Below are 18,866 nucleotides of genomic sequence, written 5' to 3'. Positions count from 1 at the left end.
ATGGACCTGCTACTGATCCTCACCTATGCAGCCCTCTGCATAGGCGTTTTCAAGATCTTCAAGATCCCGCTCAACAAGTGGAGCGTCCCGACGGCCGTGCTGGGGGGGATCGTCCTCATCGGCACCCTCATCATGCTGATGAACTACAACCACCCCTACTCGGAGCTGGCCCGCAACTACTACGTCTCCACCCCTGTCGTGCCTCTGGTAAAGGGACGCGTCACCGAGGTGCCGGTCACCCCCAACCAGCTGGTCAAGCAGGGGGACGTACTGTTTCGTATCGATGCCGAGCCCTTCCAGGAGAAGGTCGCCAGCCTGACGGCGAGGCTTTCCTCCAACCAGGACTACCTCAAGTCCCTCGATGCCCGGCTGCGCTCTGCCAGCCTGGACCGGGATCGCGCCCAGGAACTGATGCGACGTGGCATCGGCAAGCAGCGTGATCTGGACGTGACCCAGGCCAACGTGGACGACATCGTCGCCCAGATCGACCAGCAGAAGGCCACGCTGGATGACCTGAAAGCCCAGCTCAACATCGCCAAGTACGATCTGGAGCAGACCGTGGTCTACGCTCCGAGCGATGGCCATGTGGTGCAGCTGGCGCTGCGCCCGGGCATGATTGCAGCCCCCTTCATGTTCCGCCCCGTAATGACCTTCATCCACGAAGACGCCAACTCCTACGTCGGCTGGTTCTGGCAGAACAGCATGCAGCGGCTCAAGGATGGGGATGAGGCCGAGGTGGTACTGGACGGCATCCCCGGCCGGATCTTCAAGGCCAGAGTGAAGAAAGTGATCCCCGCCATGGCAGCGGGCAACGTCCAGGCTCAGGCGGGCCTGATCGATCAGACTACGGCCCAGGTGCCCGGCCGTTTGCCGATCATCCTGGAGATCACCGACCCCGAGTGGGCCAAGTATCAGGTGATCGCGGGCTCCAGCGGCCAGGCCGCCATCTACACCGAGCATTTCCATCACGTGGCCATCATGCGAAAGATCCTGATGCGCATGGGCAGCTGGCTCAACTACCTGTTCCCCTTCCACTAAGCTTCGTTACCACCTCCTGTTTCGAGGGCCGCGCTTGCCGGCCCTCTGTTTTTAAGCCAGACATTTAAAAACCGAATCCCTATAATGGCGCCATCTTGCAGCAGCCAGTCTCCCCATGTTCGTTCTAAGACCCTATCAAACCGACGCCGTCAACGCCGTCATCAGCCACTTTCGCAAACATCCTGATCCCGCCGTCATCGTGCTGCCCACCGGGGCCGGCAAGAGTCTGGTGATCGCCGAGCTGGCGCGAAAAGCCCGCGGCCGGGTGCTGGTGCTGGCCCACGTCAAGGAGCTGGTGGAGCAGAACCACGCCAAGTACGAGGCCTGGGGGCTCAAGGCCGACATCTTCGCCGCCGGACTGTCCCGCAAGGAGGCCAGCGCCCAGGTGGTGTTTGGCTCGGTGCAGTCGGTAGCCCGCAATCTGGATGCCTTCGACGGGGCCTTTTCCCTGCTTATCATCGACGAGTGCCATCGGGTGTCGCTCGACGATGACAGCCAGTACCATCAGGTGATCGACCATCTCAAGGCCGCCAATCTGGCCCTCAAGATATTGGGCCTCACCGCCACTCCCTACCGGCTGGGGCTGGGCTGGATTTACCGGCGTCACTACCACGGCATGGTGAAGAGCCACGGCGAGCGGCTGTTCGGCGACTGCGTGTTCGAGTTGCCCCTGCGCTTCATGGTGAAAAACGGCTACCTGACCCCGCCCCGTCTCGTCGATGCCCCCGTCGTCCACTACGACTTCAGCCGGCTGGTGCCGCGCGAGAACGGCCTGTTCAGCGAGGCGGACCTCAACGGCGAACTCAGGCGCCAGGAGCGGGTCACCCCCCACATCATCAATCAGGTACTGGAGTACGCCGCCGAACGCCTGGGGGTGATGATCTTCGCCGCCACCGTCGAGCACGCCCGGGAAATTCACGGTCTGCTCGGCGCGCAAGGAGAAAAAGCGGCGCTGATCACCGGTGAAACCCCGGGTCCGGAGCGCGACGCCCTCATCAGCGCCTTCAAGGCCCGCGAGCTCAAATTCCTGGTCAACGTGGCGGTGCTCACCACCGGCTTTGATGCCCCCCACGTCGATCTTATCGTGATGCTCAGACCCACAGAGTCGGTGTCGCTCTACCAGCAGATCGTCGGGCGCGGCCTGCGCCTGTCGCCTGGCAAGACCGATTGCCTGGTACTGGACTATGCCGGCAACAACTTCAACCTGTTTGCCCCCGAGGTGGGGGAACCCAGACCCCACGCCGACACCGAGCCGGTCCAGGTGCCCTGCCCCGCCTGCGGCTTTGCCAACACCTTCTGGGGAAAGACGGACGAGGACGGCAAGGTGATTGAACACTACGGCCGCCGCTGCCAGGGACTGTTCGAGGATGACGAGGGCCATCGCGAGGAGTGCGACTATCGCTTTCGCGCCAAAATATGTCCCGCCTGCGGTGCCGAAAACGACATCGCAGCCCGCCGCTGCCAGTCCTGCGATCACCTCCTGGTGGATCCTGACGACAAGCTCAAGGAGGCGCTCAATCTCAAGGACTGCATGGTCATCCGCTGCGCCGGTCTCACCCTGGCGGCTGGGCGCGGCAAGCAGGGGGAGCGGCTGGAGGTGACCTACCACGACGAGGACGGACTCACCCTGACGGAGTACTTCGGTTTCCACTCGCCGGGCGCACGGCGCTTGTTTCAACAGGTCTTTGTGCGTCATCATTGGCCCGCCCCGGGGCTGGAGCCCGAATTTGCCACCCTGGCGAGCGTGCTGGCCGCCAGCGGCCAGTTCCGTCACCCGGATTTCGTCATCGCCCGCAAGTCGGGCCGTTTCTGGCAGGTGAAGGAAAAAATATTCGATTACGAGGGGCGTTACCGGACTGCCAACGCCCCGGCCTGACCACACGTCCGGCCACATCAGGCAGTCACCCGGTTTGATTAGCAGGGCGGTATTGCATTGCCGCCCTTTCGTTCAGTTAGAGGATCCTATGCAGCGGCTGTTGATTGGTTTTTGTGCTCTCTTTTCCCTGGTGGCCCAGGCCACCCCGCTGACCCCGCCCAAGGGGGGCCAGTATGCCGTCATCGTGCAGGGCAACAACGGCATCGAGTTTTCCCGCAATGCGGATGACATGATAGCGCCCGCCTCCACCATGAAGGTGCTGACCGCGCTCGCCGCCCGCCTGGAGCTTGGCGCCGACTTCCGCTTCGCCACCGACCTCCAGGCCCAGCCCGGCGCCAAGCAGGGGGATGCCATCAACGGTGACATCTGGATCAACTTCGTCGGCGACCCCACCCTGTCGCGGATGGATCTGGTCGCCCTGTTCAAGCAGCTCGGCGTCAGCCAGATCAAGGGCAACGTCTACGTCAACACCGGTGCCTACAACGGCTATGAGCGCGGTAACGGCTGGTCCTGGGGGGATCAGACCCTCTGCTTCGCCGCCCCGGTCTCCTCCGTCATCATCGACAAGAACTGCGCCTACGGCACCGTTACCGCCACCCAGATCGGCAAGCCCGCAGTGGGCAATGTCGCCACCGGCGTCCCCATCGGCATCGGTGCCGACAATGTCGAGGTGATGAGCTATGGCGACATGGCGCGCCAGTTCTGCGCCCTGGAAGTAGACATGGCCAAGGGCAACTTCTACGAGCTCAAGGGCTGCATCACCCCGAACAAGGAGCCACAAGGGCTGCGCTTCGCCATCCACGACGTGGAAGCCTGGGGTTGGGACAACATCCGCTGGGCCATGAACCGTGCCGGGATCCGCCACGACGGCCTGCTGCGCGTCACCCACAAGGCTCCGGTGGGAGCCCAGACCCTGGCCACCCACTACTCCGTCTCCCTGCCGGTGATGCTCGCCAAGATGTTGAAGAAGTCCGACAACCTCTACGCCGACACCTTCCTCAAAACCGTGGGCCGCCACTACTACAACAAGCCGGGGAGCTATCGCAGTGGCACCATGGCGGTGCGCGCCATCCTGACCAAGCACGGCATTGACCTTGGCAACGCCACCCTGGCCGACGGCTCCGGCCTCTCCGCCCACAACCTCATCAGCGCCCGCCAGATGCTTTCGGTGCTGACCTTCATCCAGAAGAACGACGCCGAGCTCGATTTCATCAAGCTGCTGCCGAGCTCCCAGGTGGACGGCACCCTGGCCTGGCGCCGCAGCGTCACCGCCCCCATGATGAAGAACAAGGTGCACGCCAAGACGGGGACCATCACGGGCACCTCGAACCTCGCCGGCTTCATCGACACCGCCGGCGGCCAGCGCAAGGCGTTCGTGATGTTCCAGCGCGGTCTGTCCCAGGATCCGGCGACCCACGATCGCTACCGCGCCAGCAAGGCGCCCTGGCCCTGGACCGTGTTCGAGAAGGGCGTGCTGGAGAGCATCTACCAGCAGCAGCCCATCCAGATCACCGCGCAGTAAAGAGTCTGGGCAGCCTTGCCTGCAAGGCTGCCTCCCTGCCCTGGACCGTCTTCGAGAAGGGCGTGCTGGAAAGCATCTACCAGCAGCAGCCCATCCAGATCGCCGCGCAGTAAAGAGTCTGGGCAGCCTTGCCTGCAAGGCTGCCTCCCTGCCCTGGATCGTGTTCGAGAAGGGCATGCTGGAGAGCATTTACCAGCAGCAACCCATCCAGATCGCCGCGCAGTAAAGAGTCTGGGTAGCCTTGCCAGCAAGGCTGCCTCCCTGCCCTGGACCGTCTTCGAGAAGGGCATGCTGGAGAGCATTTACCAGCAGCAGCCCATCCAGATCGCCGCGCAGTAAAGAGTCTGGGTAGCCTTGCCACGAGCCCGGTGATCCGGGTGCCATCGAACAGGGTGAACAGGGGCATCGCAATTTTCAGCTTTGACTGGCCCGGCGCCGAGGCTATGCTGTGCCCAGCCTCGCCTTAATGGCCTGCGTGAACGGCTTGTGTAACGGCTTGTATAACGGAGAGAAAAGATGTTTGTAGAGATTTTTGGTCGTCCGGGTTGCCCCTATTGCGTGCGTGCCCAGCAGATTGCCGAGCAGCTGACCGAGGAGCGCGATGACTTCGAGTTCCGCTACGTGGATATCAACGTCGCCGGGCTGACCAAGGACGATCTGGCTGCCAAAGCCGGCAAGCCCGTAACCACGGTGCCGCAGATCTTCCTGGAGGAGCAGCACATCGGCGGCTGCACCGACTTCGAGGCCTATGCCCGAGCCAATCTGGGTCTGTAAGCCCAACCCCATTGCAAAAGGCGCCCAGGGCGCCTTTTTTCATGCCGCACGCCTGCCTTACCCCACCGGCGTGAAACGACTCACCACCTCCCCCTGATGCTCAATCCACTCCATGAACATGGCCACGGGGCGGGCATAGACCTGGCCGTCCTGCTCCGATTGGTAGACGACCAGCTGCTCCCCGGTCTCGGTGTGCAGGGCCAGGGCGAGCACCTGGTAGTAACCCCCCTTGAAATGACGATAACGACCGGTGGCGGGTGCATGCATGACAGAGCCTCGATGGTGAAAGAGAAAGGAGCCCGGCCTGCCGGACAGGCGGGGTGAAAGCGGATTTTCACCCCAGCCAATCGTGCCAGATGGGCGGGATATTTCAATACACTCCCGTGGCTTTGTGCGCCCTCCCCTCATCTTTCACTGGTCTCTTGGACACGGGCAAACGATCATGCTGAATTTAACAAGTTGGCAACCCTGTTTTAGGGGTAAATATCAGGGATTTATTCCATAAATTAGATTGTTCTAGCATTCAATTCTGTGAAGAATAGGGGCAGAGAAATTTGATACTAAAAACAGCTTTTCTGCCAACGCGCCCCACGGGGAAGGAATTACGCTCACATGTTCACCATCGACAAGTCGCACAAGCTCGACGATGTCTGCTATGACATCCGCGGCCCGGTGCATAAAGAAGCCCGCCGTCTCGAGGACGAAGGGCACCGCATCATCAAGCTCAACATCGGCAATCCGGCCCCGTTTGGCTTCGAAGCACCGGAGGAGATCATCAAGGATGTGATCCTCAATATGCCCCAGAGCCAGGGCTACTGCGACTCCAAGGGGCTCTTCTCGGCCCGCAAGGCGGTGATGCAGTACTACCAGCAGAAAGGGATGCGCAAGGTCGACATCGACGACATCTACATCGGCAACGGCGCGAGCGAGCTCATCGTGATGGCGATGCAGGCGCTGCTCAACAACGGCGACGAGATGCTGGTCCCCTCCCCCGACTACCCGCTCTGGACCGCGGCCGTCACCCTCTCCGGTGGCCATGCGGTGCACTACCGCTGCGACGAAGGGGCCGACTGGTACCCGGATCTCGACGACATCCGGGCCCGCATCACCCCGCGCACCCGCGGCCTGGTGCTGATCAACCCCAACAACCCGACTGGCGCCGTCTACGGCAGCGAGTTTTTGCTGGAGGTGATCGAGATCGCCCGCCAGCACAACCTCATCATCTTCGCCGACGAGATTTACGACAAGATCCTTTACGACGACATCTCCCACACCAGCGTCTGCACCCTGTGTGACGATGTGATTGTAGTGACCTTCAACGGCCTCTCCAAGGCCTACCGCGCCTGCGGCTTCCGCCAGGGCTGGATGGTCATCACCGGACCAAAGGGCCGTGCCAAGGGCTACATCGAGGGGCTGGAGATGCTGGCCTCCATGCGCCTGTGTGCCAACGTGCCCATGCAGCACGCCATCCAGACGGCGCTGGGCGGCTACCAGAGCATCAACGAGCTGATCCTGCCGGGCGGCCGCCTGCGTCGCCAGCGGGACAAGGCGTGGGAGCTGCTCAACGACATTCCGGGGGTCTCCTGCGTCAAGCCCAAGGGGGCGCTCTACATGTTCCCGCGCCTGGACCCCAAGGTGTACGACATTCGCGACGACCAGAAGATGGTGTTCGACCTGCTGCAGCAGGAGAAACTGCTGCTGGTGCAGGGCACCGGCTTCAACTGGCCGGCGCCGGATCACTTCCGCCTGGTCTTCCTGCCCCGGGAAGAGGAGCTCGAAGAGGCCATCGGCCGTCTCGCCCGTTTCCTCAAGGGCTACAAGCAGTAAGCCCTGAACATGAAAAAGGCTCCTTCGGGAGCCTTTTTTCTATCTGTCGTGTGACGTCCCATCAGCCGTGCAGCAGGGCCCCGGCCACCAGCACCCCCATGGTGATGAGCCCTACCCCGATGATGAAGGGCAAGACCCAGCGCACGAAGCGGTCGTAGGGGATCCTGGCGAGCGCCAGCCCCGCCACCAGGTGGGCAGCGGTGGGGGCAAACAGGTTGATCCAGCCGGAGGCGGACTGGTAGGCGGTGATCACCAGATCCCGGGAGATGCCAGAGAAGTCCGCCAGCGGCCCCATCAGCGGCATGGAGACGGTCGCGAGCCCCGAGGTGGAGGGGATGAAGAAGCTCAGGATGATGTGCACCAGATAGGTCATCAGGATAAAGACCGACGACGACAGACCGCTCACCAGCCCCTCGGCCCAGTGCAAGATGGTGTCGATGATGACGCCCTGCTCCATCACCACATAGATGCCACGCGCCACCGCCACCACCAGGGCCACCCCGATGAGATCCCGAGCCCCGTTCAGGAAGGTCGCCACATAGTTGGACTCGGGCATCCGGTTGATGAGCGCGATCAGGATGGAGGCGCTGAAGAAGAGGGTGGAGAGCTCGTCAAACCACCAGCCCAGGGTGGGCAACAGGTCGATGCCCAGATCCGACCAGGGCACCACCGCATAGATCATCAGCAGGAAGGTACCGAAGAAGACCAGCATGGTGAGCTTCTGCCTGCCGCTGAAGGCGTGGTTGTCGCTCTTCATCTGGGAGAACTCGTCGTCGTAGACGATGTCCGCCAGCACGGAGCGGGCGCTGTCCTGCTGCACCTGCCTGGCGTAACGCATCACGAACCAGGAGGCGAAGATCACCAGCAGCAGCCACTGCACGACCCTAAGACCAATCCCCTCGCCGATGGGGATGCCGGCAAAGCCGGAGGCGATGCCGGTGGCGAACGGGTTGACGGTGGAGGCGAGCACCCCGACCCCGGAGCCAAGCAAAATGATGCCCGCCGCCACCATGCGATCGAAGCCTGCCGCCATCATGACGGGCACGATGAGCGCCCAGAAGGCCACCGTCTCCTCCGCCATGCCGAAGGTGGAGCCGCCGAGGGCAAACAGGGCGATGAGCACGGGGATGAGCAGCCGCTCGCGCCCGGCGAAGGTGCGCACGATTGCCCCCACCCCGGCATCGAGCGCCCCGCTCTGCATGGTCACCGCCAGAAAACCGCCGATGATGAGCACGAAGAGCGCCACATCCGCCGCCTTGTGGAACCCCTGAATGGGGGCCTTGAGCACCTCGAACACCCCCTGCGGCCGGGAGGGAAGCTCGGTGTAGCTGCCGGGCACCGGCAGCAGGCGCTCGCCGCCGCTGTAATCCGCCACGGCCGCCGCCGCCACCGGCTGCTGGGTCTTGGCCGTCACATAGTTGTATTTGCCCGCAGGCAGCACCCAGGTGAGGGCCGCCACCAGGGCGATGATGAGAAAGAGCAGGGTGTAAACCGTGGGGAGTTGGCGCTTCTTGGGCGCATCGTGTGGAGTGGTCATAGCTTCCGTACCTCGGCAGTGCCGTCATGTTATCCAGACTGCGCAAGCCTAGCGGGTTTGATATGGAAATAAGGTGATCGCGGATAATAAAATTCTGTCATCAGAGAAATGCTTGCCAAAAAAACAGGGCCCCGCGGGGCCCTGTCTGCACTGACAACCGGCTTACAGCTCGACCACGTCGAACTGCACGTCCGGGTTCACGTCCGCATCATAGTCCACCTCGTCCAGACCGAAGCCGAACAGGCTCAGGAACTCCTGCTTGTAGCCGGTGTAGTCGGTCAGTTCACAGAGGTTCTCGGTGGTGATGGAGGGCCACAGATCGCGGCAGGTCTGCTGCACGTCGTCACGCAGTTCCCAGTCATCCATGCGGATACGGGCCTGCTCGTCCAGCGCCAGGGAGGCGCCGTACAGACGGGTGCGCATCATGCGGTCCACCTGCTCCATGCAGCCCTCGTGAATGCCCTTCTCCTTCATGATCTTGAACGCCATGGAGATGTAGAGCGGCATCACCGGAATGGCGCTGGAGGCCTGGGTCACCACGGATTTGAGCACGGCCACGTGGGCGGTGCCGCCCTTGGCAGCCAGATCGCCACGGATGGCGGTGGCGGCGCGGTCCAGATCTTCCTTGGCGCGGCCCAGGGTACCATGCCAGTAGATGGGCCAGGTCAGATCGGTACCGATGTAGGAGTAGGCCACGGACTTGGCGCCGTCAGCCAGCACGCCCGCATCGCGCAGGGCCGCCATCCACAGCTCCCAGTCCTGACCGCCCATGACGGTGATGGTGCTCTGGATCTCTTCCTCGTTCGCCGGCTCGACGGTGGCGGTAATGATCTGATCCTTGTTGGTGTCGATGGCGGTGGAGGTGTAGACCTCGCCGATGGGTTTCAGGGCGGAGCGCACCACTTCGCCGGTGTCCGGCAGCTTGCGCACCGGGGAGGCCAGGGAGTAGACCACCAGGTCGATCTGCCCCAGATCCTGCTTGATAAGCTCGATCACCTTGGCGCGGCACTCGTGGGAGAAGGCATCGCCGTTGACGCTCTTGGCGTAGAGACCCGCCTCTTTGGCGGCCTTGTCAAAGGCGGCGGAGTTGTACCAGCCGGCGGTGGCCGTCTTGGTCTCGCTGCCCGCTTTTTCGAAGAAGACACCGATGGTGGCGGCACCGCTACCGAAGGCGGCGGCAATGCGGGAGGCCAGGCCATAACCGGTGGAAGCGCCGATCACCAGCACCTTCTTGGGGCCATTCTCGATGGCGCCCTTGGCTTTTGTATAAGCGATCTGGCGACGAACATTGGCTTCACAACCGACCGGATGAGTGGTGGTGCAGATAAAACCGCGAACCTTGGGTTTGATGATCATATGGGGTCTCGGATCCGTTAAATGGATGAAATCGGGGCATAAGATACCTCATTGTGGCCCGCTATGGTGCTCTGATGTGTTGAACGGCGGGGAAAATAGGCCGAGATCCGCCGTTTTGCACGACAACTGGCTACCCCCTGCACAGGGGATGACCCCGTGCGGATTAGCCGGAACGCCGCTGCCCTGACCGCTCGCCTTGCGAGGGACGGCGCCATTGTCTGACCCGACGCCATGTACTAGTGTGCAAAGGGAGGATTCAAGGAGGAGTCTATGTCACGCACCCTGGTCATCTCTCTCGTCTGCCTGGTGATCACCGCCCCCCCCGTTGCCCGGGCCGACGTCTATCAATGTTCCCGCAATGGCCGCATCACCTTCAGCGACATCCCCTGCAGCAGCGACGCCAAGCCCCTGCCGCTCCACATCTATACTCCCCCGCCCGAAGAGGTGGAAAAGGCCATCAAGCAGACCCGGGACATTGAGGAGAGCCTGGCCAACAGCCTGAAGCAGCGCGAGCAGGAGGCCGCCAGGAAAGAGGAAGAGCGGCGGGCGGGCCAGCTTCAGAAGTAGGTGAGGAAAACAACCTGGGCCCCGAGCCCCGCCACAGACACCGCTCTCCCGCCCACCGCAGGGCCCATCCGAGGAAATCCGGCTGAACACACAGAACACAGACGAGCGGCAGCCCCTCTCCTCGCTGCCACTCTGTCTGTCAGGCGCCCCTCGCCTACAAAGACCCATAAGACACCGCATTATCGGCAGCGCCACGGTAGACTGGCCCGTATGGCGCCTTCTCAGCGGAAATTCCTCTCCTGATGCGGCCTGGCCAAGTGTCAGTCAGCATGAGATGGACTGCGCCACAAAAAGATCCGTTTGATAACCACTCGAATGAGGTTTTGATGAAAATCGGGGGCATTGGTTAATTAATCTGGAATTCAGCAGCAAAAACAACGAAGTTTCGTGGCCGGGCCGTTCAGCTTTGTCAAAAATTGCCGCTATTGTTAATGAGCTCAAATGACCGTCGTCACATACCCAAGGATCTCATGGAGGAGCTCCGTTATGTTCTGGAATCAAAAAGCAAGCAAGGAAGTCAGCGAGCAAGCGGCGAGGATGGTGGAACTGGGAGCGTTCGAGCAGGCCATCCAGTCCCGGGTGCCCTTCATCCAGTTCACCCCGGCGGGCATGGTCACCTTCGTCAACGACCTCTTCCTGGACATCGTGGGATTCACCCGTGAAGAGGTGATCGGCAGGCACCACAGCACGCTCTGTTTCCCGGAAGACGTCAAGACCCGCGAATACGAAGGGCTGTGGCAGGATCTGCGGGGTGGCGTCTCCCGCAATGGCCGCTTCATTCGCCAGTCAAAATCGGGCAAGGCCATCTGGCTGGAGGCCACCTATTTCCCCATCGTCATCGACGGCAAGGTGGAGCGGATCGCCAAGGTCGCCTCGGACGTTACCCAGCAGCAATCCACCCTGGAGCGCACCCAGGCTCTGCTCGCGGCCCTCGACAAGTCACTGGCGGTCATCGACTTCCACCCCGATGGCACCGTCATCACCGCCAACCAGAACTTCCTCAACTGCTTCGGCTACCGGCTGGACGAAGTGGTCGGCAAGCATCATCGCCTCTTCTGCGATCCCGAGTTCTACCAGAAAAATCCCAACTTCTGGCACGATCTCGGCTCGGGGGACATCAAGTCCGGGCTCTTCATGCGCCTGGGTCACCGCGGAGAGAAAATCTGGCTGGAGGCCACCTACAACCCCATCTTCAACCACGAGGGCAAGGTGGTAAAAATCATCAAGCTGGCCAGCGACATCACGGAGCGGGTGGAAAAATCCATCTCCACCCGGGAGGCGGCCCACAAGGCCTGCGCCATTGCCAGCGAGACAGTCGCGAGCGCCGCCAAGGGGCGGGAGGTGATCGACCGGGTGCTGGAAACCTCCTCCCACATCAACCTCTCGGTCAACACGGTCAGCAAGCAGATAGAGCAGCTCAACCAGCAATCCCGGAGCATCGAGTCCATCATCTCCACCATCAGCGGCATCGCGGATCAGACCAACCTGCTGGCCCTCAACGCCGCCATCGAGGCGGCCCGGGCCGGCGAGCAGGGCCGCGGCTTTGCGGTGGTGGCGGACGAGGTGAGGCAGCTGGCGGCGCGGACCTCCAGCTCCACCAACGAGATCGTCTCCGTCATCAAGCACAACTCGGAGATCACCTCCAAGATCACCCAGACCGTCTCCGTCGTCTCCGACAAGGCGGTGGCCGGGCAGGATCAGGCCAACATCATCGCCAACGTCATCAAGGAGATCATCGAGGACGCCAACTCGGTCTCGGACACCGTCAAGAGCCTCTCCATCTGAGCGAAAGCCGCCAATGACAACGGGGGGCCAGCCCCCCCGTTGTCATTGCTATCCGTAGAACCGCAAACCGGCTCAGCCATCCCCGAGGAGATAGTGTCTGGCCTCCTCGTCGGCCTGGCCGAGGGCCGCCTCCCACAGCTCGGCGATGCAGAGCCCCTCCTCCCCCACGGCCTCCTCTTCCAGCGCCTCCAGCGCCTGGGCATCGGCCAGGGTAAAGGGGTGGTGGCTCAGCAGCCTCTGCGCTTCGTCCAGCAAATGCATGTCGCTCATCATTGGCTCCTTTCTCGTCAGGGGTTCCTGTCCAGACTGTAGCCCAGTGGCGGCGACTCATCCCCCGGTGGCGACCGCCTCCGCCCGCTTCCTGCCGGACGGCAGCTGACCCACGGCGATGCCGGCCAGCACGGCGGCGCAGGCGAGCCATTGCAGCGGCGTCAGGGTTTCACCCAGCAGCAGATAGGCGAGCAACAGGGTAAAGACGGGAATGAGGTTCACATAGGCCGCCGCCAGGGTCACCTTCACCTGGGTCACCGACCAGTTGTAGAGCAGGTAGGCCCCGAGCGTCACGAAGGCGCCGAGGAAGACGATGACTGCCATGTCCTGCCAGGCCCAGCTCGCGGGCCAGGGCGCACTGAAGGCGAAGGGGGCGAAGAAGAGGGTGCCGACGAAGGCCTGCAGCGCCGTCAGCGTCATCACGCCGTAGCGGCTGGAGAGCTTCTTGAACACCACGGAGTAGGTGGCGGCGCAGAGCATGGCCCCCATCTCCAGGCTGTTGCCGAGCAGGGCGTTGGGGGCAAACTCGTCAGCCCCCTCCCCCAGCCCCAGCAGGGCGATGCCGAAGATGGCGATGGCAAATCCCAGGAGCTGGCGGCGGCTCACCCGCTCTTTGAGCAGCACGAAGGCCACCAGGGCCACCATCAGGGGCAGGAGCGCGCAGACCATGCCGGCCTGACCGGCGCTGGTGTAGCGCAGGGCATTGACCTCCAGCAGGAAGTAGAGGCAGGGCTCCAGCGCGCCCATCAGCGCCAGCCAGCGCCAGTCCCCCTTCTGGTACTGAACCCGGCCGAGCTGGCGGTAGCAGAGCAGCCAGCAGCCCGAGGCCACCAGCATCCGCATGAAGAGCACCTGGCCGAAGGACCAGACTTCCAGCACATGTTTTAAAGCGATAAAGGAGCTGGACCAGAGCAGCATGGCCAGGGTCAGCGTCAGGATGGGTAAAGGGCGCACAATGCCTCCATGAATTGGGCATTCGAATAATAACCATACGGCCTTGCGGTTGTCTAAAGGCACCTAACATCAGATAATGTGGCCGCCTTCACACCGGATAACCCATCGTCAATGACTGAGTACCTGCTTTTACTGGTCGGCACAGTGCTGATCAACAACTTCGTGCTGGTGAAGTTTCTCGGCCTTTGCCCCTTCATGGGCGTCTCTGGCAAGCTGGAAACCGCCATCGGCATGGGACTGGCCACCACCTTCGTGATGACCCTTGCCAGTGCCTGCTCCTACCTGATGGAGCACTACATCCTGATCCCGCTGGAGATCGCCTACCTGCGCACCCTGGGCTTCATCCTGGTGATCGCCGTGGTGGTGCAGTTTACCGAGATGGTCATCCGCAAGAGCAGCCCGACCCTCTATCGCCTGCTCGGCATCTTCCTGCCGCTCATCACCACCAACTGCGCCGTGCTCGGCGTGGCGCTGCTCAGCATCAACGAGCGCCACAACTTCATCCAGAGCATCATCTACGGTTTCGGGGCGGCCTGCGGCTTCTCCCTGGTGCTGATCCTGTTTGCCGCCATGCGTGAGCGCCTGGTGGCTGCCGACGTGCCGGCCCCCTTCCGCGGCGTCTCCATCGCCATGGTCACCGCCGGCCTGATGTCGCTGGCCTTCATGGGCTTTACCGGCCTCATCAAGATATAGCGCTATGACTCACATACTCTTTGCCATTCTGGTGCTGGCCCTGCTGGCCCTGGCCTTCGGCATCATTCTTGGCTTTGCCGCCGTCAAGTTTCATGTGCAGGCCGATCCCGTCGTCGATCAGCTCGATGCCCTGCTGCCCCAGACCCAGTGCGGCCAGTGCGGCTACCCGGGCTGCAAGCCCTATGCGGAGGCGGTGGCCAACGGTGACAAGATCAACAAGTGCGTGCCCGGTGGCGATGCCACCATGCGCAAGATAGCGGATCTGATGGGGGTCGAGCCCCAGCCCCTGGACGGCGGTGAGCAAGCGGCTACCCCCGTCAAGAAGGTGGCCTTCATCCACGAGGACATGTGCATCGGTTGCACCAAGTGCATCCAGGCCTGCCCGGTCGATGCCATCCTCGGCGCCACCAAGGCGATGCACACCGTCATCGCGGCCGAGTGCACGGGGTGCGATCTCTGCGTCGATCCCTGCCCGACCGACTGTATTGAAATGATCCCGGTGCCGACCACGGTCGACAACTGGAAATGGGATCTGGCCAAGGTCGCCATTCCGGTCAAGATAGTGGAATAAACAGCGGAGTAACCATGCAGCATCTGCTCGAACGCATCAAAGCCGGCACCCTCTGGGATTTCCACGGCGGCATTCATCCCCCCGAGAACAAGCACCAGTCCAGCCTGACCCCTGTAGTGGACGCAGGCCTGCCTCCCCAGCTCATCATCCCGGTGCGCCAGCACGCGGGTCCCGCCGGCGAACTGCTGGTACAGGTGGGAGACAAGGTACAAAAAGGCCAGCCGCTCACCCGTTTTGACAAGGGGCGCATCGTGCCGGTGCACGCCTCCACCTCCGGCACCATCACTGCCATCGAGCAGCACACGGTGGCGCACCCCTCCGGTCTCGATGATCTCTGCATCATCCTCACCCCGGACGGCGAAGATGCCTGGGGCGAGCGCAAACCCCAACCGGACTACTGGAACCTGGAGCGGGGCGAGCTGCTGGAGCGCATCCAGCAGGCGGGGATCGCCGGCCTCGGCGGCGCCGTCTTTCCGACCCACAGCAAGCTCGACGGCCGCGGCCAGCTCACCGAGATCCTGATCGTCAACGGCCTGGAGTGCGAGCCCTACATCACCACCGACGACAGGCTGATGCAGGAGTATGCCGACGAGATCATGGACGGCATCCGGGTGCTCAAGCACCTGCTCAAGCCGAAGCTCACCCTGATCGGGGTGGAAGACAACAAGCCCGCGGCCATCTCGGCCCTGACCCGGCACGCGACCGACGCCGATGTGCTGGTCAAGTCGGTGCCGACCAAGTACCCCTCGGGCGGTGCCAAGCAGACCATAGAGCTGCTCACCGGACGCCAGGTCGCCAAGGGCGGCCGCGCGGTGGACATGGGTATCATGGTGCTCAACGTCGCCACCGTGTTCGCCATCAAGCGTGCCATCATCGACGGCGAGCCGCTCATCGAGCGCATCGTCACCCTCACCGGCGACGCCTTCAAGAAGCCCGGCAATGCCTGGGTGCGCCTCGGCACACCGGTACGCTGGCTGTTGCAGCGCTTCGAACTGCAACCGGAAGCGGATCAGCGGGTCATCATGGGGGGGCCCATGATGGGCTTCACCCTGCCCCACGCCATGGTGCCCGTGGTCAAGGCCACCAACTGCCTGCTCTCCCCCACCCGCGCCGAGCTGCCCCCCCCCGGCCCCGAGCAGGCCTGCATCCGCTGCAGCGCCTGCGCCGACGCCTGCCCGGCCACCCTGCTGCCCCAGGAGCTCTACTGGTACAGCCGGGTCAAGGAATACGACAAGGCCGAGAAGCTCAACCTGTTCGACTGCATCGAGTGCGGGGCCTGCGCCTGGGTCTGCCCGAGCGAGATCCCCCTGGTGCAGTACTACAAGATCGCCAAGGACGACATCCGCGAGGCCCGCGCCGAGGCCGAGAAGGCCGAGCGCGCCAAGCAGCGCTTCGAGGCCAAGCAGGCCCGCTTCGAGCGGGACAAGGCGGCGCGCGAGGCGCGCCATGCCGAGGCCGCGGCCCAGCGCCGTCAGGCCATGACGGCAGCCGGGGGAGAAGATCCCGTCGCCGCCGCCCTCGCCCGCCTCAAGGCCAAGCAGGAGGCCGCCGCCACCGAGACGCCGGTGGACAACGCCGCCATGGCGGCGGCGCGCGAGGCACGCAAGCAGGAGGCGCTGGCACGCCGTGCCGCCAAGGCGGCCGATGAGGCTGCCGCCCCCTGTGCAGAACCCGCTGCCGAGGTCGATCCCAAGAAGGCGGCCATCGCCGCTGCCATCGCCCGCGCCAAGGCCAAGAAAGCTGCCCAGGCCACCGGTGACGGTGCGGTGAGCGAGGCCGAAAGCAGCGCAGAGACAGCCCCGAGCGTGGCCGAGCCCGCCGCCGAGGTCGATCCCAAGAAGGCGGCCATCGCCGCCGCCATCGCCCGCGCCAAGGCCAAAAAGGCTGCCCAGGCTGTCGGTGACGGCGCGGTGAGCGAGGCAGAAAGCAACGCAGAGACCGCCCCGAGCGTGGCCGAGCCCGCCGCCGAGGTCGATCCCAAGAAGGCGGCCATCGCCGCCGCCATCGCCCGCGCCAAGGCCAAGAAAGCCGCCCAGGCCACCGGTGACGGCGTGGTGAGCGAGACAGAAAACAGCGCAGAGACCGCCCCGAGCGTGGCCGAACCCGCCGCCGAGGTCGATCCCAAGAAGGCGGCCATCGCCGCTGCCATCGCCCGCGCCAAGGCCAAAAAAGCCGCCCAGGCCGCCGGTGACGGCGCGGTGAACGAGGCAGAAAGCAACACAGAGACCGCCCCGCGCGTGGCCGAACCCGTCGCCGAGGTCGACCCCAAGAAGGCGGCCATCGCCGCCGCCATCGCCCGCGCCAAGGCCAAGAAGCTGGCCGCCGAGGCCGCGGCGTCCTCCCCTTCCTCTTCGACCGACAAGAGCCACTGACCCATGTTCAATATCGCGAGTGCGCCCTTTGCCCACAACCGCAAACAGACCCAGACCCTGATGGTGCTGGTGATCCTGGCCTGCCTGCCCGGTTTCCTGGCGCAGACCTGGTTCTTTGGCTGGGGCACCCTGATCCAGATCCTGCTGGCGCTGGTCACCGCGCTGGGCTGCGAGGCGCTGGTGCTCAGACTGCGTGGCCGGGCCATCAAGCCCGCCCTGCTGGACGGCAGCGCGGCGCTCACCGCCGTGCTGATCGGCCTCTCCCTGCCCCCCTTGCTGCCCTGGTGGATGCTGGTGATCGGCACTGCCTTTGCCGTCATCATCGCCAAGCACCTCTACGGCGGGCTCGGCCAGAACCTGTTCAACCCCGCCATGGTGGCCTATGTGCTGCTGCTGGTCTCCTTCCCGGTCCAGATGACGAGCTGGTTACCCGCCTCCGGCATCGCCGCCTATGACATCGGCTTCGGCGATGCGGCCTCCGTCATCTTCACCGGCTTCAGCCTGGACGGCTACAGCATGGCCCAGCTCAAGCAGGGGGTGGACGGCCTGACCATGGCCACGCCGCTCGATACCCTGAAGACCGGGCTGACCCAGGGGCTAACCGCCAGCGAGGTGATGACCAACAAGGTGTTCGAGGGCTGGGGCGGCATCGGCTGGAGCTGGGTCAACCTCGGCTACTTGCTGGGGGGCCTCTTCCTGCTGCAGCAGAAGGTGATCAACTGGCGCATCCCGGCCGCCGTGCTGGGCTCCCTGCTGCTCTGTGCCACCCTGGGCTATCTGGCCACGCCGGACAGCACCGCCACCCCCATGCTGCATCTGTTCAGCGGGGCCACCATGCTGGGCGCCTTCTTCATCGCCACCGATCCGGTGAGTGCGAGCACCACGGCGAAAGGCCGTCTGTTCTATGGTGCCCTCATCGGCCTGCTGGTCTATCTCATCCGCCGCTTTGGTGGCTACCCGGATGCCTTCGCCTTCGCCGTGCTGCTGGCCAACCTCTGCGTACCCCTCATCGACAGCCTGACACGGCCCAAAGTCTACGGGGCCCGCCGCAAATGATCCGGATGCCACTCCCACTCTCAGGAACCATGCAATGTTAAAGAGCATGCGCAAGAACGGCCTGACCCTGGCCCTGTTCGCCCTCGGTTGTACCGCCATGGTGGTGCTGACCTACGAGCTGACCCGGGATCGCATCGCCCACCAGCAGGAGCTGGAGAAGCTGCGTACCCTGGAGGCCCTGTTGCCGCCGGGCAGCTATGACAACGATCTGGTAGCCAGCTGCAAGCTGGTCAGAAGCCCGGCCTATCTGGGTAGCGACCAACCCATGCCGCTCTATACCGCCACCCTCAAGGGGGAGCACACCGGCTATGCACTGGAAACCGTGGCCCCCGACGGCTACAGTGGGGCCATTCGTCTGGTGGTCGGCACCGATGCCAAGGGCGCCGTCAGCGCGGTCCGGGTGCTGACCCACAAGGAGACTCCCGGCCTTGGGGACAAGATCGAGCTGAAGAAGTCCAACTGGATAGACAGCTTCGCCGGCAAGTTCCTCACCGCCGATAACGACGCCACCTGGGCGGTCAAGAAGGATGGCGGCGAGTTCGACGCCTTCACCGGGGCCACCATCACCCCGCGGGCTGTGGTCAAGGCGGTGAAAAATCTGCTGAGGCTGCAACAGGAGCACCCCGAGCTGCTGCGGGATGCCCCCTCCTGTGACCCCACCCCCTAAC

Annotated in this window: 17 protein-coding genes; 12 read left to right on the top strand and 5 right to left on the bottom strand. The window is 63.5% G+C overall.

All coding sequences use genetic code 11. The features are described 5' to 3' along the window. The 4 genes from I6L45_RS14330 (at position 1) to I6L45_RS14315 (ending at position 5,210) form a co-directional block, all read left to right on the top strand. Positions 1-1,038, top strand: a complete 1,038-nt coding sequence (locus tag I6L45_RS14330) for an HlyD family secretion protein (protein WP_043761388.1) — start codon at positions 1-3, stop codon at positions 1,036-1,038. A gap of 115 nt (positions 1,039-1,153) precedes the next feature. Continuing rightward, positions 1,154-2,914, top strand: a complete 1,761-nt coding sequence (locus tag I6L45_RS14325) for a DEAD/DEAH box helicase (RefSeq protein ID WP_216982409.1) — start codon at positions 1,154-1,156, stop codon at positions 2,912-2,914. An 88-nt stretch (positions 2,915-3,002) separates the two neighbouring features. After that, positions 3,003-4,436 (top strand): D-alanyl-D-alanine carboxypeptidase/D-alanyl-D-alanine-endopeptidase, encoded by a 1,434-nt coding sequence (gene dacB / locus I6L45_RS14320; RefSeq protein WP_216982408.1) that lies wholly within the window; start codon positions 3,003-3,005, stop codon positions 4,434-4,436. A 516-nt stretch (positions 4,437-4,952) separates the two neighbouring features. Then, entirely contained in the window at positions 4,953-5,210 is a 258-nt protein-coding gene (locus tag I6L45_RS14315) for a GrxA family glutaredoxin (protein ID WP_216982407.1), read from the top strand. A 57-nt stretch (positions 5,211-5,267) separates the two neighbouring features. Here the strand turns inward: I6L45_RS14315 and I6L45_RS14310 are convergent, their stop codons facing one another. Further along, positions 5,268-5,477, bottom strand: a complete 210-nt coding sequence (locus I6L45_RS14310; protein WP_216982406.1) for a DUF1653 domain-containing protein — start codon at positions 5,475-5,477, stop codon at positions 5,268-5,270. Positions 5,478-5,822: 345 nt separating this feature from the next. Here I6L45_RS14310 and I6L45_RS14305 point away from each other — a divergent pair, with 345 nt between their 5' ends. Further along, positions 5,823-7,037, top strand: a complete 1,215-nt coding sequence (locus I6L45_RS14305; RefSeq protein ID WP_216982405.1) for a pyridoxal phosphate-dependent aminotransferase — start codon at positions 5,823-5,825, stop codon at positions 7,035-7,037. A gap of 61 nt (positions 7,038-7,098) precedes the next feature. On the opposite strand, the gene I6L45_RS14300 is transcribed toward I6L45_RS14305, so the two are convergent. Next, a complete protein-coding gene (locus I6L45_RS14300; protein ID WP_216982404.1) occupies positions 7,099-8,574 on the bottom strand; it encodes a YfcC family protein in 1,476 nt (491 codons plus the stop codon). Between the two features lie 162 nt (positions 8,575-8,736). After that, on the bottom strand, positions 8,737-9,930 hold the full coding sequence (gene fabV, locus I6L45_RS14295; RefSeq protein WP_216982403.1) for an enoyl-ACP reductase FabV: 1,194 nt from the start codon (positions 9,928-9,930) through the stop codon (positions 8,737-8,739). A 270-nt stretch (positions 9,931-10,200) separates the two neighbouring features. Between fabV and I6L45_RS14290 the strand changes: the two genes are divergently transcribed. Beyond that, positions 10,201-10,497, top strand: coding sequence for a DUF4124 domain-containing protein (locus tag I6L45_RS14290; protein WP_216982402.1), 297 nt, complete (start codon positions 10,201-10,203; stop codon positions 10,495-10,497). Positions 10,498-10,983: 486 nt separating this feature from the next. After that, positions 10,984-12,282 carry a PAS domain-containing methyl-accepting chemotaxis protein gene (locus I6L45_RS14285; protein WP_043761405.1) on the top strand — a complete coding sequence of 433 codons (1,299 nt, stop codon included), beginning with the start codon at positions 10,984-10,986 and terminating at the stop codon, positions 12,280-12,282. 72 nt (positions 12,283-12,354) lie between these two features. Here I6L45_RS14285 and I6L45_RS14280 read toward each other — a convergent pair whose 3' ends face one another. Together I6L45_RS14280 and I6L45_RS14275 are read right to left on the bottom strand one after the other, a co-directional pair. Next, positions 12,355-12,552, bottom strand: coding sequence for a hypothetical protein (locus I6L45_RS14280; protein WP_202040978.1), 198 nt, complete (start codon positions 12,550-12,552; stop codon positions 12,355-12,357). Between the two features lie 57 nt (positions 12,553-12,609). Then, positions 12,610-13,506, bottom strand: a complete 897-nt coding sequence (locus I6L45_RS14275) for a DMT family transporter (RefSeq protein ID WP_134696079.1) — start codon at positions 13,504-13,506, stop codon at positions 12,610-12,612. A gap of 111 nt (positions 13,507-13,617) precedes the next feature. Here I6L45_RS14275 and rsxA point away from each other — a divergent pair, with 111 nt between their 5' ends. From rsxA to rsxG, 5 genes are read left to right on the top strand one after another with little or no spacing between them, the layout of a single operon-like run. Then, on the top strand, positions 13,618-14,199 hold the full coding sequence (gene rsxA, locus I6L45_RS14270; RefSeq protein WP_201957128.1) for an electron transport complex subunit RsxA: 582 nt from the start codon (positions 13,618-13,620) through the stop codon (positions 14,197-14,199). A gap of 4 nt (positions 14,200-14,203) precedes the next feature. After that, positions 14,204-14,770 (top strand): electron transport complex subunit RsxB, encoded by a 567-nt coding sequence (gene rsxB / locus I6L45_RS14265; protein ID WP_043761413.1) that lies wholly within the window; start codon positions 14,204-14,206, stop codon positions 14,768-14,770. 14 nt (positions 14,771-14,784) lie between these two features. Beyond that, positions 14,785-17,142 carry an electron transport complex subunit RsxC gene (gene rsxC / locus I6L45_RS14260; RefSeq protein WP_216982401.1) on the top strand — a complete coding sequence of 786 codons (2,358 nt, stop codon included), beginning with the start codon at positions 14,785-14,787 and terminating at the stop codon, positions 17,140-17,142. Between the two features lie 3 nt (positions 17,143-17,145). After that, entirely contained in the window at positions 17,146-18,198 is a 1,053-nt protein-coding gene (rsxD, locus tag I6L45_RS14255; RefSeq protein ID WP_216982400.1) for an electron transport complex subunit RsxD, read from the top strand. Positions 18,199-18,232: 34 nt separating this feature from the next. Further along, on the top strand, positions 18,233-18,865 hold the full coding sequence (gene rsxG / locus I6L45_RS14250) for an electron transport complex subunit RsxG (protein WP_043808852.1): 633 nt from the start codon (positions 18,233-18,235) through the stop codon (positions 18,863-18,865). Position 18,866 lies beyond the last annotated feature (1 nt).

Source organism: Aeromonas sp. FDAARGOS 1415 (assembly GCF_019048365.1).
Classification (GTDB): domain Bacteria; phylum Pseudomonadota; class Gammaproteobacteria; order Enterobacterales; family Aeromonadaceae; genus Aeromonas; species Aeromonas taiwanensis.
The sequence above is the reverse complement of the archived record's forward strand: the minus strand, read 5'-3'. Positions and strand labels throughout refer to the sequence as shown.